General features: G+C 52.5%; 14 protein-coding genes. 1 reads left to right on the top strand and 13 read right to left on the bottom strand.

The window, feature by feature from the left end; genetic code table 11:
• Positions 1–197 precede the first annotated feature (197 nt).
• Together H8L47_RS28610 and H8L47_RS28605 are read right to left on the bottom strand one after the other, a co-directional pair.
• Entirely contained in the window at positions 198–473 is a 276-nt protein-coding gene (locus tag H8L47_RS28610) for a hypothetical protein (protein ID WP_186957237.1), read from the bottom strand.
• Between the two features lie 570 nt (positions 474–1,043).
• Positions 1,044–1,430, bottom strand: coding sequence for a helix-turn-helix domain-containing protein (locus H8L47_RS28605; protein WP_186957236.1), 387 nt, complete (start codon positions 1,428–1,430; stop codon positions 1,044–1,046).
• 102 nt (positions 1,431–1,532) lie between these two features.
• Here H8L47_RS28605 and H8L47_RS28600 point away from each other — a divergent pair, with 102 nt between their 5' ends.
• Positions 1,533–2,204 carry a CHC2 zinc finger domain-containing protein gene (locus H8L47_RS28600; RefSeq protein WP_186957235.1) on the top strand — a complete coding sequence of 224 codons (672 nt, stop codon included), beginning with the start codon at positions 1,533–1,535 and terminating at the stop codon, positions 2,202–2,204.
• A 66-nt stretch (positions 2,205–2,270) separates the two neighbouring features.
• Here H8L47_RS28600 and H8L47_RS28595 read toward each other — a convergent pair whose 3' ends face one another.
• The 11 genes from H8L47_RS28595 to H8L47_RS28545 form a co-directional block, all read right to left on the bottom strand.
• Positions 2,271–2,978, bottom strand: a complete 708-nt coding sequence (locus H8L47_RS28595; RefSeq protein ID WP_186957234.1) for an IS6 family transposase — start codon at positions 2,976–2,978, stop codon at positions 2,271–2,273.
• A 275-nt stretch (positions 2,979–3,253) separates the two neighbouring features.
• Positions 3,254–4,441, bottom strand: a complete 1,188-nt coding sequence (locus tag H8L47_RS28590; RefSeq protein ID WP_186957233.1) for a hypothetical protein — start codon at positions 4,439–4,441, stop codon at positions 3,254–3,256.
• Entirely contained in the window at positions 4,441–5,430 is a 990-nt protein-coding gene (locus H8L47_RS28585) for an ATP-binding protein (protein WP_329605507.1), read from the bottom strand. The genes H8L47_RS28590 and H8L47_RS28585 overlap by 1 nt, the downstream gene beginning before the upstream one ends.
• 26 nt (positions 5,431–5,456) lie before the next feature.
• Complete coding sequence (locus tag H8L47_RS28580) at positions 5,457–7,199, bottom strand: Mu transposase C-terminal domain-containing protein (protein WP_186957232.1); 1,743 nt, start codon at positions 7,197–7,199, stop codon at positions 5,457–5,459.
• 230 nt (positions 7,200–7,429) lie between these two features.
• Complete coding sequence (locus H8L47_RS28575; protein ID WP_186957231.1) at positions 7,430–8,056, bottom strand: hypothetical protein; 627 nt, start codon at positions 8,054–8,056, stop codon at positions 7,430–7,432.
• Between the two features lie 157 nt (positions 8,057–8,213).
• Positions 8,214–9,041 (bottom strand): efflux RND transporter periplasmic adaptor subunit, encoded by an 828-nt coding sequence (locus tag H8L47_RS28570; RefSeq protein ID WP_186957230.1) that lies wholly within the window; start codon positions 9,039–9,041, stop codon positions 8,214–8,216.
• Entirely contained in the window at positions 9,038–10,318 is a 1,281-nt protein-coding gene (locus H8L47_RS28565) for a TolC family protein (protein WP_186957229.1), read from the bottom strand. The genes H8L47_RS28570 and H8L47_RS28565 overlap by 4 nt, the downstream gene beginning before the upstream one ends.
• A 100-nt stretch (positions 10,319–10,418) precedes the next feature.
• Complete coding sequence (locus tag H8L47_RS28560) at positions 10,419–10,808, bottom strand: hypothetical protein (protein ID WP_186957228.1); 390 nt, start codon at positions 10,806–10,808, stop codon at positions 10,419–10,421.
• Between the two features lie 144 nt (positions 10,809–10,952).
• Positions 10,953–12,206 carry an MFS transporter gene (locus H8L47_RS28555; protein ID WP_186957227.1) on the bottom strand — a complete coding sequence of 418 codons (1,254 nt, stop codon included), beginning with the start codon at positions 12,204–12,206 and terminating at the stop codon, positions 10,953–10,955.
• A complete protein-coding gene (locus tag H8L47_RS28550) occupies positions 12,203–12,958 on the bottom strand; it encodes an MBL fold metallo-hydrolase (RefSeq protein WP_186957226.1) in 756 nt (251 codons plus the stop codon). The genes H8L47_RS28555 and H8L47_RS28550 overlap by 4 nt, the downstream gene beginning before the upstream one ends.
• 9 nt (positions 12,959–12,967) lie before the next feature.
• Positions 12,968–13,321 carry a DsrE/DsrF/TusD sulfur relay family protein gene (locus H8L47_RS28545; protein ID WP_186957225.1) on the bottom strand — a complete coding sequence of 118 codons (354 nt, stop codon included), beginning with the start codon at positions 13,319–13,321 and terminating at the stop codon, positions 12,968–12,970.
• Between the last annotated feature and the right edge of the window lie 134 nt (positions 13,322–13,455).

Below are 13,455 nucleotides of genomic sequence, written 5' to 3'. Positions count from 1 at the left end.
TGTTCGAATGTAGGTCTATGCCGCAAAATAACATACCGTCCTCCCCGTTAAAGTTTCGTTCGCACCTTAACTTTACTCCTTTGGCTAACGCCAGAGGAGGGAGGCGGCTAGATGATTATCAGGTCTTTCATTACGACATTTCCGACCTGATCGCCTTGTCTTGAGGGGTTTGAGCCACGACGCCCAGCCAGACAATCTCAGTCAGCCTGCACGGCCTCACCCCGAGGCCGTGCAAACGCTGCCAGCATCTCGGCCAGCACCTCGTCGTGCGACTTCACGCCAGCTAACACCTGGCCGTGTCGCCAAGCCTGCTCGTCCGTCACTGGGATGTCCGACAAAGCAAAGGAAGCAACCACCTGCATAAAATCCTCATCCGCCCACGCCAAAGCAATCCATGCCCGCCGCTGCCGCCGTTCCTCCAGCACCGAGGCAGGCACCACCATAGCGGAATGACATTGTTTCTCAATAGCCATCATTACCCCTCAGAATTTCAGATAATTTCACAAGTTTTCAGATATTTTCATGACTTTGCACATATTTTCACGATTTATCAGATATTTTCAGATGTTTTCACGATTTTTCATTTTGCAGCTTCTGCACCCTAAAACCAGCCTTGCATACGCCCTTTAAAAGCCTGCTTTCCTTGTTCGCAATACATCGCTTTGCCTAAAATTTCAGCAAAATACCCGTCCGAATTTCGTATACACCATACGCACCTTAAAAGGTGGCCGGAAACCCGCGCCAATACTAGGTTTCACTTTTAAAAGGCCGGATGACTTTTAAAAAAAATTTCCAAGTCATTGATCTCAAAGCAGAAAATTCCCCGAAAACCTTAAACACCCAAAATCAGACGCAGTATGTTGCCAGACCTGTATAAAACAGACAGAAAACTCTCCCCCGCGAGCCGTAAATTCCCTGCACAGCCTATTCATTAAAGAATAAAAAAAAGCCGCTCCCAGCCCTGGCTATAGCGTAGAGCATTGGGTACGGCTTCAATTTTTTAATAGCAGCTAAAGAAAAAAATCCCCCTTAGCTGCTGAGGGTTAGGCTGCTAGTACGCGATCCATCTTAGCCCGCTTCACAAGGCTATCCATCAGAATGATCAGCGCCTGCTGATCCACGTCGGGCAATGAATCGACTTCCTGCAATAGCGCATACAACTTAGGGTTATGCACGACTGGCTCATGAGTCGTTGTTGTGCGTCCCGTTAACTCATCAAGAGTGACGTTCAACACATCGGCGATCTTCATGAGTGTATCAAGCTGCGGAATGAAATTGCCGCGCTCCCAACGGTTATAGGCGCGCGAGTTCGCGCCAATCAATTCGGCCAACCTGGTTTGCGTCAGCTTGCGCGACTCACGTAGTGTTTTTAACCGCTCTGCAAAAGCTGCCATGTCTTGCACCGTAACCTGTAAAACGATGCTTGCCATTGTAGGGCCTCCTTTTTATGCTCTATTGCATTCAATCATATGTGTCTATATCATAGCATCCACATATGTCTATTGACAGGTTTTTTAGCAAAAGAAGGATTTATGGCACGAATACCAACAACCGAACTCGAACAGCTAAAAACCAATATCTCCGTCACCCGCTTAATCGAGGCTGCCGGCATTGTTCTGAAAAAGTCCGGCAAAGACCAGCTCGGCCTGTGCCCCTTCCATGCCGACGGCGAACCCTCTTTAATCGTCACTCCCGCCAAGAACCTGTGGCACTGCTTTAGCTGCCAGATCGGTGGCGGCCCGATAGACTGGGTGATGAAGTTGCGCGGTGTCAGTTTCCGCCATGCGGTCGAATTGCTCAAAAGCGATTCTTCTTTAGCCGCCAGTCCTGCCGGTGAATCCCCCGTCAAACGCAGCATCGTACGCAGCCTGCCGCCGCCAGTTGTGTTTGATGCCGACGACCAGGACTTGCTCAATCAAACCGTGGACTACTACCACCAGACCCTGCTCAACTCACCCGAAGCCCTGGCCTACCTCAAACAACGCGGCCTCGATCATCCCGACCTGATCAGCCGCTTCAAACTCGGTTACGCCAACCGCAGCTTAGGTCTGCGCCTGCCCGCCAAACAAAACCAGACCGGCGAACAAATCCGCAGCCGTCTCCAGAAAATCGGCCTCTACCGAGAAAGCGGCCACGAACACCTCAACGGCAGCCTCATCATTCCGGTACTGGACGCCTCCGGCAAGGTATTGTCAACTTGCTGAACGGAGACAGCGAGTTGTACAATTCCAGGCGAACTTGCATCTGCTCGGGTAACACGGTGTCACGGACTAGGCATTTTTTGCTACGTCGGTGACTTCATTCCATATGGAAAATGCCTGCGTACGAACGCGGCGGTACTGCTCCGTTGTCAAGCGGTTGCGCTGGCACCGGAAGGCATTGTTGATCGGGCCATGTGCCGACAAAAAACGTTGAGCGTGGCCGGATGACTTGAAGCGCCGCATCTGTCGTTCTCGTTGCCGTGTTGGTTGGTGCGAGAGTTCAGCCCGGTTATTGAGACCTTTGTGTTGGCGATGCTCGACACCAGGCATGATTTGCATCTTCGCCGCAGCATAGCTCTTCAGCTTGTCAGTAATTAGCACCCGTGGTGCATAACGCAAGCCCTTGAGCAGTTTGCGGAAAAAACGTTTTGCTGCCTGTCGGTTGCGCCGACTCTGCATCAGAATATCGAGCACATGACCGTTCTGATCGACTGCACGCCAGAGGTAATGGTGCTTGCCCTTGATTGTTAGCACCACCTCGTCGAGATGCCATTTGTCCCCGCGCTGCGGTTGACGCAGGCGAAGTTCATTGGCATAGCCTTGCCCAAACTTCAACGTCCATTGGCGGATCGTCTCGTACGTGACGATGATGCCACGGCTGGCCATCAGTTCTTCTATGTCGCGAAAACTCAGCGCGAACCGGAAGTAGAGCCACACGACATGACTGATGATTTCTGCCGGGTAGCGGAAGCCGCGGTAAAGTAGGGATTTTTTCATCCCTCTACTTTACAAAATTTCCGCGCCGCCCGTAAGTTGACAGTACCAGATTTATTCATGGTGGGCCTTCGGGTTGATATGAAACCAGTTTAGAAAGCGCCGTACAGATTCTGAGAACCGTCAAGCGAAGTAATCTTGTGAAAAAAACGAAGTAAAAGTGCGAACAAATGGATCCAGTTATCAGTCTATCGAATAGAACCCATAAAAATCAATGACTTAATCTATGATGCGAAGTAATTCTGCGAAAATGTGAATTTTCGATTAATGTTGCAATTTTAGTATTTAATAAATGCTCGTGGATGTATACGTAAACGCCAAGTGCGCCAGTCCAATTCCTTGGCTTTCAGTAAATCCACGCACTCAATCCAGTTCATCCATGACGCTTCCAGCGCCTTACTCAATTCATGCAGTCCAGCGTCAATATCATCAAAGGCTGGTTGATTCGCTTCCCATTGAGCAATGCCAAACAAAGGCAAGCGATGACCTCGTCGAAGCAAGTACGGATTGGAACTTCCTTGCCACGTCATCCGCCAATACAGGAAAGCAAGAATGAGAGGCGATGGGGCAAGTTCGGTAGATTGCCCCTTCAAAAAACGCCGATACCACTTACGTGACTTTTCTGGGCAGTAAAGCCAAAACTTCTTCGCATGCATCCAATAAACTATCTCTAGGCTCTTGGACTGCGCTGAGTCCAACCAGGCACTGCGAAACTGAGGCAAAATCGAATGTGCAAACGATAGCGCTGGTCTCAGTACCGATATTTGCTCATTTTTAAATGCTGGGTCAATTTTGACGCCATTCATCACACCAGCCGTTTTAAATAAACTCGGATCAGTCGCCAGTAACTTTACAAATGCCAACCAGCGCGCAATAAGCCGGATCGTTTGCGGCGATACGGTGCCAGCGATCGGATAGCCTCCTCGCGAGACTGGTAACTGCGGCGCGTAGCATGCGGGGCAGTTGATTGGACCATGTACGGTTGATAGTCCCAGGTCATAGTTGATCTGTACGCCGCAGTGCGGACAGCACTCGCGCAATGGTAAATCATGTAGCGGGCAAGTGGTGAATACGCATAATTGGTGAATAATGAAATGATGCCCAAGTCTTGCGCAAGCAGGGCATAACCGTAACTGTTTGCACACCAGTGGATGTAGTGCTTTTAGAGCTCCTCCAAAAAATGCGACCTCAATCTGATTGGGCAAACAATCCAAGGCTCGCCCAAGTAATCGTGCATTGCGAGGTGGATCTACGCGCACCAAGGGCAATTTTCTCCTTTGCGACAGTCCCAGTTGCACAGAAATCTCGAAGGCTGACAAGGCATTTGCAGCCGCAAGTTTTGCGCTCAATGCCCAGACGGTTTCGTAGGGGGCGAACAAGTGCGGTGCCAACTTCGGGCAAGCCACTACCGAAATACCACCCGTCGGAACGATGAGTAGTGGCAAGCGTTCTAGCACGGCTGACATTAGTGCCCCAGCCCCCTGGCGTTGCGTTCTGCCGCCTGTTCAGAGGCAACATAACCACTATGTTTTACAACCGCCGTCCAATGCTGTTCCGTCAGAACAAAGTCAACGGCATCGTGCAAAAACCCCTCTAACAAAATAATTTCCACTGCGCGTGAAAAATATTCCATCGGGATTTCAACTTCGCCCGCCAATGCCGCTTGCTGATGTGCCAAGGCAAAGGCATCCCAGAGAAGATGCGCACTTTTTTCTAGCCGCAGTCCCGCGTCGAAAGCGTAGGGATAATAATAGCGTGTGAAACTCCAATTACTTCCGATCGGATATTCATGTTCATCGTAGCTCTTTAAACAGGTGGCGGCATCCACCGCACTGAGTACACCTCGAAAGCGCAATGTCTCAACCATGAAACGTTTAACGATCTGCGTATCGCCAGATTCCTGAAAGCGCGCCCGTTGCTCGCAGAGCCGTTCCTGCCCAAAGAGAAATGTCGTTAAACGCACACCACATTGCGCAAGTTCGTCATGGACGTCGCGCAACCATTCGTATTCATGCAAAGAATAACGTTGTGCCTCGTCGCAAAAGAAGACCACTATAGTACTTTTCTGTGCCTCAGCAACTGCAAGCAGTCTGTCGTGTAGCGCTTTGCGTTTGCTTGAATTGCGTGCAATATTGGGTTCTGGATGGCGCACCGCGCGTAACAAACTTGAGAAGAATGCCCCCTCACTGCGAGTCGATTTATGCTCTGCCTGCACATGGAAAGTGGGTATCTCTGGTCTTTCCCGGTGAATCAGTAAGCGCAGGTATTCGATAGCGTATGTCTTGCCAAGTCTGCTTTCACCAAATATCAAGGCACCTGGGATGCGGTACTGCAAACACCTGTCCACTAACAACCAACAGGCTTCGATCGCTGCGGTCGCCACACGATAGGTACGGTTAGTCAGCGGATGCAGTTCTTTGGAAAAAGGGCGTTCAAGCAATTTAGGTTTAGTCACTATTTTCCCCTCCTAGCGTCGGATAACTAACGTGAAAATACTTGTCCGGAGCCAATAATAAGCCTCTTTCCCTTGACCGGCTCACTGGTCTTGCCGACGGCTGTCACGGGTGCGGCCTGTTTTTCCACTCCGGGATCCGGCTTGTGTTTGTCTGCTGGTCCGGGGGGTGCTTTAGGACTTGGCGAGGCGTTCTCGACGGCACGGCGTGCGACTTCCGCTTTGCTGGCTGCACGACGCCGTTTACCCGCTCCTTTGCGCAAATAATCGAGATAACACTGCACGGGATCTTCTGTGTGAGTGATGCGCATCTTACGTTCGCGCACAAGGGCAGAAATCTCTTTGCGCATACGCAAAGTATGGGCTGTGTGACGCCAGCTGCCTTGTACCTCGACTACGCATAGCTCTCGACCGCTGACATCGAACACGCGCAGCGCCCGCACATCCTCGACATCAAAATAGAGTCGTACAGCTTGACCAATCAAATCCGCTCGCCCTGCTAAGATATGGCTGGTATAGCGTGCGCCAAAAAAATGAATATAGGGCCGAACACCATTAACGATGCTGCCGCGTACATGCCCTTCATGCTCATGTTGCAGTAGGCACAGGTGACGGCGCATGGGTTCGGCAAGCCAACGCAGCGCGATGCATTTCTCCCGCACGTAGTACGCCAGCATTTCCAGAGGTGATCTCCCTCCCAAACTATCGTGGGCGCTGGCGTTGTAATTGGCGATCGCGACCGCCGTCAGTTCGATCAATTCATCGAGTCGGATGACTGCAGGCGAGCTCGCGGTCAACTCGGCAATGCGTCGGCGCGGATCATGGGGCGCGGTCCCCGTCGTACCTGGTAAGCGATGGGTAAGAACGGATCCCAGGGTTCCGAAAAATCGTTCAATATGGGGCCGCTCGTTGGGGCGGCAAGCAGGGCCTGCATGCGCACCACATCCAACAATCTCGGTGAGTAGGCGTAGCGTATCGACTGCCAAGTTGGCCCGCGCATTGTCAAACCGAAACCAGTTCCAAGCGGCATAGCCAAGTTCGGGGAGACGTGCTGAGGGCATACCAGCACCTGGAGCATAACGTAGACCTGGAATTGTCAACGTCGGTGCTTTCCATGGGACCATTGCCCGTTCTACCGTTTTGAGTACGTCAAACCGGCTATATTCCGGTTCGAGAACGATGTGGTAGCCCAGTACCGCCCTACTGCAAATATCGATGATGGTGAGCAACCATACACGTTCGATTTCAAAGGATTCCTCGACACCCGCGACGCGTTCAAAGACAACTCGTAGTCGCACATCAACGCGGTGACCGTCGAATTCAACTGCGTCATAAGGGTTCGCGGCTACCAGGGGCAATCCTTCTACGTTCGGGCGCACGCCACCAGAACGCTTCTGTGAGAGGGCGGCGCGCGCAGCTGTTTCAAAACTACTTGTTGCGATGGATTTGACCGCCGCTGCTAGGCTACGAATACCTCGCTCTGCCTGCACCAAGGGGTAATCGCATTCAGTCAAGCCAAGCTCCAAACAGCGCTTGCGAAACTGCTTATGTAGTGCGCTTAGTCCGCCGACGACCAGACCTTTGGGTCCCTGCCGCACCACCACATGGTGCGCTTTGAGTTCCATCACAATCAAGGCTTCAAGTTCTGGGTGCCGTTCGAGCAACAGGGAAAAAGCACCTGCTTTTCCAGCCGAACCTGGCCGGGTGATCTTTGCAGTGCGCCGATAAGATTGAACCCGTTCGAATGGGATCAATGCACGAAATCCCTGCAAGCGACCATCCGCATGTGTCTGAAGACATCGGTCGTAAAGTCGACGAATTGAATTATAGGGAACCCCAGTGACTTCCTCGATAGCACGCAAAGACTCACGCTGGCAATACCGGCGCACAGCTTCCTCGCGGGCCCGGAAAATTGATTGCTGCTCACTCGGTAAAGCTGTCCAGGCTACACTTGGCCATGTGCTGCAATCAGCACGATCTGTGATGGTACTTCGTCGGCTACTCATGGGAGCCGCCTAAAATTGATTCCAGGACCCAGTGCTTGCACCCGAAGCGCATCGGCTCTTAATCGACCTTGGTGCAAGAGCATAAAGACAGCGGTGCGCACCAACATGATGTCGTTCGGCTGAAAATTGCGCTCAATTTCGCCGAGTGTCGGCGCTGTCAACGCTGCCTGCTCGATGTCCGCCAATAATTGATTGCTAACAAAACACGCGTTGGACGAGAGGTAGGGCAATATGCGCATCCAGTTCTCAATCCAGACTTCATGTGAAGCCAGGCTCTGGGGCTGAACATAGTGCACATCAATGTTCTCGGTTTGACTCAAGGCTCCGGCACGTCCAAGAAGTAAATCCGATGTGGCGATCCAGCATAGTTCGCGATGGCCAGCTTTAATCCAAAAATCGATGAGTTGTTTATCTTCCCCGCTGCGCCAATAGGTTGGACGCTCGCAATAGGCGGAAACACGTGGATTGCTTTCCAGATAGGTACAAAGCTTAACGTGCTGCGGGTTGAACAAGGTCACCCGACGCTTAAGTTTGGGCGCCCAAAACTCAAAACGCGCAGAACCTTTTGGACGCACGATATTGATCGGTAAAATGAACCGTGATGGCAAAATGCTAGGCTCCATATGAGTCTCCAGCTATTTATTCACAAATTAGCACATTTACTTCGCATTTTAAAGATGTTCCAATATTGCTTCGCAAATCTGCGAAGCAATTAAGCGAACAAGAAAATAGCAATCATTGCAAAATGATACACTTACCGATTTTGGTTTGTTCGCAGAATTACTTCGCTTGACGGCTAGCAGCCATGATGCTGGCTTTGTCACCAGTGGCAATGCGGCTGATGTCAGCAGCCGACACGGAGACTTCAACCTTCACTGGCCCAGCGCCAGCCACGCGGAAGAGTTCGGTCTGCGGTTGCACAAAACCACCCAGTGTCCCCATTTGCGCAGTGATCTTGCCAGCAATAGGACTGACTACCGCCACTGATTTGCCATCGCCAGAGACCTGCGCGGTACGGGCTATGGTGGCAGCGCGTTGTGCTTCACTCTCTGCTACTGCCAGTGCAGACTGGGCAGCTTCCATTTCCTGGCGTGGCGTCACCCCTTGCTGGAACAGCGTGGATTCGCGGGCAAAGGTCTTGCGTGCCAGCGCCACTTTGGCGTTGGCGACCGTCCTGTCGGCGGCCATGGCAGTTGCCTCCATACTCTCTACCAGCGCCAGAGATTCGCCAGCACGTACCGTGTCGCCCAGTTGACGATGGATGCGAGACAGATTGCCCGATGCACGCGCCACAATGATGGCTTCACTATTAGGTGGCGCTGTGACGGTGCCCGAAGCCAGAATCTCCGCTTCCAGGCCACCATTGAGCACCGGTTCTACTGCAATCTTGGCGATGTTCAGGTATTCGACTGGAATCTTGACTTCTGGCGTGCCACTCTCTGCCTGTGCAGACTCAGCAGCGCTGGCTGTGCTGGCAGCGGCAGGTATCGTTGCAGGGGATTTCTTTGCCGCCATCCAGTGCGAAGCACCGAATCCCAATGCGGCGGCGACTGCGACCATGCCTGCGGTGACGGGCCAGTTCATGGACCGGCGTTCTTGTTCTATCATGGTGATTCTCCAAATGCGATGCGGCCTTCAGCCGTTGAAAGAGTGGCGAGTGCGCGCACACGAGACAGGCGGGCATCAATAGTGAGTGCCTTGGCTTCTGACAGGGCACGGCGGATAGCGAGCAATTCGACTAGCGCGGTCTTGCCCGCGTCATAGCCGACCCGGCCCAGTCGGTATGCTTCTCCTGCTGCGGCTTCACCTTGTTCTGCTGCTTGCAGGCGCTTTTCTGATGCCTGGACTTGAACCAGGGCCGAGCGATGCAGCGCTGTAGTTTCAAGCCGGGCTGCTTCTACACGCATGGATGCGCTGGCAGCGCGCTCCCTGGCGGCGGTGACGCCACTCTGGTTGCGGTCAAATAGCGGGATATTGGCCGTCAAGCCTATGGTTGCGGCTTTTTCTGTGCTCCAGCCAAACTTGCGCATGCCAACACTGACACCGATATCTGGCAACCAGCGCTTTTCTTCCACGCGTATTTGTGCAGCGACTGCGTCGCGCTCTGCCACAGCACTCGCCAGTGCGGGCGTGGCATCAGCCGACCATGCACCTGCGGGACGCACTGCACTTGCGGTCGCCAAAAAAGGATGGTCGATCTGTGTAAAGGATTCGGTGGCACCGACCAGGGCGGTCAATCGCTCAAGCGATTCAGTAGCATCGGCAGACGCTGACTGTACGGCAGCCTGGGCCGCAGCGACACTCGCACGTGCCTGTGCCAGCCGCAACTCAGCCTCCCGACCAGCCTTTACCAGGGCCTGGGCAGCACGAAAGTCATCTTCAGCTCTCGTAAGTTCGGCATCTGCGACTTCCTTGCGCTGTTGCATGGCTTCAGCGGTGGCATACCTGATTGCCAGTTCATTGGCATAGGAAACACGTGCCTCACGCTCACGAGCGCCAACGGCAGCAGACTTGAGCTGTTCAGCCTCAATACGTGCGGAACGCTTGCCACCCACTTCAAAGACTTGGGTGATGGCATACGTATCCTGGCGCTGGCTGAGACCGCCAGACAAGGGTGCGCCCAGGTTCTCTGCGGTGACGCTCAGGGATGGGTTAGCCCAGGCACCAGCCTGGCGTGCATCGGCACTGGCTGCCCTGACGTTGGCAGCCTGTTCGAGTAAATATGGCGCGTTCAGTTGCGCTTGCTGAAGCAAGGCTGCAAAAGACGGGGTCTCAGCAGCATGGCTCAAGGAGACGCCAGAACCGAGCAGCAATATGAGAATTGCACCGGTGACAGATGAACGCCCACGCGACAATGCGCGCAAGCATACGGAAATTTTGTACATGAATAGCCTCTGCGGGATGAAATAGATTGCAGTTAGGCGGGCGACAAGACAGAGCGGCCATCAAACATTAAATGGTCACACAGGACGAATTACCCGCGTTTCAGGCGGATGTACGGGGAGGACGCAATAGGGGAATGGTCGTGCGGTCAGAAAAGGTATCAGACCATAAAACAGCAGGTGTAGGCGACACCAATGCATCAGCTGCTTGAACGGGCACAAAAAACAAGACATTCAAACTGCCAGCCTGGTCGTAGTCAGCAAGATGCTCTACGGACTTCAAGGAATCATCCACATTCGTGTCATCATCTTCATCCGCATCGTCGTCATGGTGATGCAGGACGTGATCGGCATGCTCGGCAATGTGCTTGATGACGAACTCCATGTCATGGCTTTTACCGCTACCCAATACATGCGTGACGTTACGCTCCGTGGCAGCAATAGCCTGCCATGGAAGTATCATCATCAAGAAAATCAGGAGTGCCTTTTTCATATTGGGTAAAACGCAGGCCGTTTGTCATCACGCATTGTATAAGTTGGGGGATTATATCCCGCCGGGAGGATGGCGTGTCAATGCCTAGTTCGCATCTAGCATAAAGCTGCTAAGGTCGGGTAATTCACCGCTCGCTATTTGATGTTAATCAGCCCCTTGCAAAGTCTCTCGCATGCGGACTACCGCAATCACACCCGATAAAAATGTCAGTGCCGCGACAAACCACATGGCGCTGGCAATGCCAAACAAATCCGCCATGACTCCAGACAATAAGGCACCAAACGCATAACCGAGGTCGCGCCACAAGCGATACACGCCGACAGTTGATGCACGCCATGCCGGATTGACCACATCACCAATAGCTGCCAGCAAGGTTGGATACACCATGGCTGTACCTATGCCCAACAATACTGCTGCCAGCACAAACCAGATAAAAGTGGAAGTAACAATGATGAGCATGATCGCCAATGCCTGCAACCACATTCCCGCCACGATCAATCCCTTGCGGCCTATGCGGTCTGAAAGAGCACCGGTGAATAATTGACAGATGCCCCAGACTGACGGATAAACGGCAGCCAACGTACCTATCTGCGTCAGGCTCAACCCGGCACCAGCAAACACCAGCGGCAACAAACCCCAGGCCATGCCGTCATTCAGATTATTCACCATACCTGCCTGGCTGATCGATGACAGATTTGGATTGCGCCAGGTGGTTTGCCAGAATATCTCTTTTTGCGTTGGCAAGTCTTGAGGCACTGAAGTTGTCAGCTTGGCTTCATGTTTGGCATGCCCTTTGGTGTCCCGCACTAGCCACAAAGAGAGCGACAAGCCAGCCACCACGAATACCACGCCCAGATAAAATGGCTGGGGGCGCAAGCCATAACGTGTGGCGATCCAACCCGTGGCCAGTGCCGCCATACCCACTGCGAAGTAACCAGCAAATTCATTGATGCCCATGGCCGTCCCACGCTTCCCTGGCCCGGCAAGATCGATTTTCATGATCACGGTGGTGGACCAGGTCAGTCCCTGGCTAATACCCAGAAAGACATTCGCCAATAATATCCAGTTCCACGATGGTGCCCACATCAGTAAAAATGGCACAGGGATAGCGATCACCCAGCCAGCAATCAAGATGACTTTGCGGCCATAGGTATCTGAAAAGCGACCAGCGAAGTAATTCGTTAGCGCCTTGGATATGCCAAAGACCACGATGAAAGCCAGTATTGCTGTGTGCGCTACCAGATGAAATTCTTGCTCGGCGATTGCTGGCAGAACGGTTCTTTCCATCCCCACCATAGCGCCGACAAAGGCATTCACGACAACCAGCAGACTGAATTGTGCCAGATTGGCGCGCAAGCCTAACTGAGGCACTGTATCTTTCGTCACAGTCATCGTCATGATGCTGTTGTCAGTGCGACTGTCTGGCCCAAGTTACTCGCAATCAGTACATCCATATTGGCTGGTCTTGGTGGAATATTGGCAATCACTGCTATCACAAAATCTTGTTCATTCAATGACAGTAAAGGATTCCAGCGCTTTTCGAAACCGATGGTTGATGAAGGCTTGCCAGAAATGTCCGCGCCACAACTGCTACCCGCCTGATGTCCTGGAAATATTTCCAGTTCGTCAGGACGATTCAATAACTGGGTGTGCAGACTACTCCACAAGCGTGCCGCCATTTCCTGCTCGCGCCCGGCCAAATCGGGGCGGCCAACAGAACCCACAAACAGGCTGTCGCCAGTAATAACGAACCAGGGTGTTTCGCTACGCCTGAAATCAGAAACCAGCAGGCATATACTGCCTTCCGTATGGCCCGGAGTATGTAGTACCTGGATGCGGGTATTTCCTGCCATCAGCACTTGCTGGTCGTGCACAGGTAAGAAATCATAACTGGTCTTTGCAGCATTGCTTTCATGCAATGCATAGTCAGCACCGCACAAGCTTGCCAGTTTTCTACCACCTGACAAATGATCTGCATGGATATGGGTATCAAAAACTGTGGTGATCCCGACATTTAGTTCTTTGGCCTGCGTCAGATACCAGTCTTCGTCACCCGCCAGCACGTCAACGGCAACCCCTTTGCCCTGGCCGCCGCAACCAAAGAAATAGGAAATGGAAGCGTCCTGGTTCACTCTTTGTTTAAAGAACATGATGACCTCTTAAAAGACCATGAGCTTGTCAGCCCACTCTGACCAGTCGGCCAACTCTTCCAGTGTGCCCCTGTGTATGCCGCCGAGCATATCTTCTACTTGCAGACCACGCACATCCATGCAAGAGCCACAGGCGGCTACCTGGCCGGATACATCCCCCATCAACTCTTGAAGTAAAGGTAAGAGGATGGGATGGTTAACCAACTGCTTCTGATGTGCATTGGCGGTGTTGACCGCATCCCCCATCAGATACACCCGGACATGGTTGTGCTGGCGTTTAGCAAGAGCTGCTGCCAGACGCAGACCGTTATAAGTCAATTCACTGCCGTAAGGCGCAGCGTTCAGAATAAAGAGTGCATTCATGTTTATTGGGTCCGTCTAAACAAACGGAGCTAAAGTTCCACAGAAATGATAAATCAGCCGTTTTTTAAAGTCCGTTGACATATTCTATCCCTCGACCATCAAATCGTTGAATGTAGCGCGTTCTGACAGGCCGA

The organism is Undibacterium umbellatum (assembly GCF_014284125.1).
Taxonomy (GTDB): Bacteria; Pseudomonadota; Gammaproteobacteria; order Burkholderiales; family Burkholderiaceae_D; genus Undibacterium; species Undibacterium umbellatum.
Note: the sequence above shows the minus strand (reverse complement) of the source record. Positions and strands in the feature narration are given on the sequence as shown.

Excerpts from the sequence above, each read along its gene's own strand:
- H8L47_RS28610 (WP_186957237.1), bottom strand. The coding sequence starts at position 473 with ATGGCTATTGAGAAACAATGTCATTCCGCTATGGTGGTGCCTGCCTCG.
- H8L47_RS28605 (WP_186957236.1), bottom strand. The coding sequence starts at position 1,430 with ATGGCAAGCATCGTTTTACAGGTTACGGTGCAAGACATGGCAGCTTTT.
- H8L47_RS28600 (WP_186957235.1), top strand. The coding sequence starts at position 1,533 with ATGGCACGAATACCAACAACCGAACTCGAACAGCTAAAAACCAATATC.
- H8L47_RS28595 (WP_186957234.1), bottom strand. The coding sequence starts at position 2,978 with ATGAAAAAATCCCTACTTTACCGCGGCTTCCGCTACCCGGCAGAAATC.
- H8L47_RS28590 (WP_186957233.1), bottom strand. The coding sequence starts at position 4,441 with ATGTCAGCCGTGCTAGAACGCTTGCCACTACTCATCGTTCCGACGGGT.
- H8L47_RS28575 (WP_186957231.1), bottom strand. The coding sequence starts at position 8,056 with ATGGAGCCTAGCATTTTGCCATCACGGTTCATTTTACCGATCAATATC.
- H8L47_RS28570 (WP_186957230.1), bottom strand. The coding sequence starts at position 9,041 with ATGATAGAACAAGAACGCCGGTCCATGAACTGGCCCGTCACCGCAGGC.
- H8L47_RS28565 (WP_186957229.1), bottom strand. The coding sequence starts at position 10,318 with ATGTACAAAATTTCCGTATGCTTGCGCGCATTGTCGCGTGGGCGTTCA.
- H8L47_RS28560 (WP_186957228.1), bottom strand. The coding sequence starts at position 10,808 with ATGAAAAAGGCACTCCTGATTTTCTTGATGATGATACTTCCATGGCAG.
- H8L47_RS28555 (WP_186957227.1), bottom strand. The coding sequence starts at position 12,206 with ATGACGATGACTGTGACGAAAGATACAGTGCCTCAGTTAGGCTTGCGC.
- H8L47_RS28550 (WP_186957226.1), bottom strand. The coding sequence starts at position 12,958 with ATGTTCTTTAAACAAAGAGTGAACCAGGACGCTTCCATTTCCTATTTC.
- H8L47_RS28545 (WP_186957225.1), bottom strand. The coding sequence starts at position 13,321 with ATGAATGCACTCTTTATTCTGAACGCTGCGCCTTACGGCAGTGAATTG.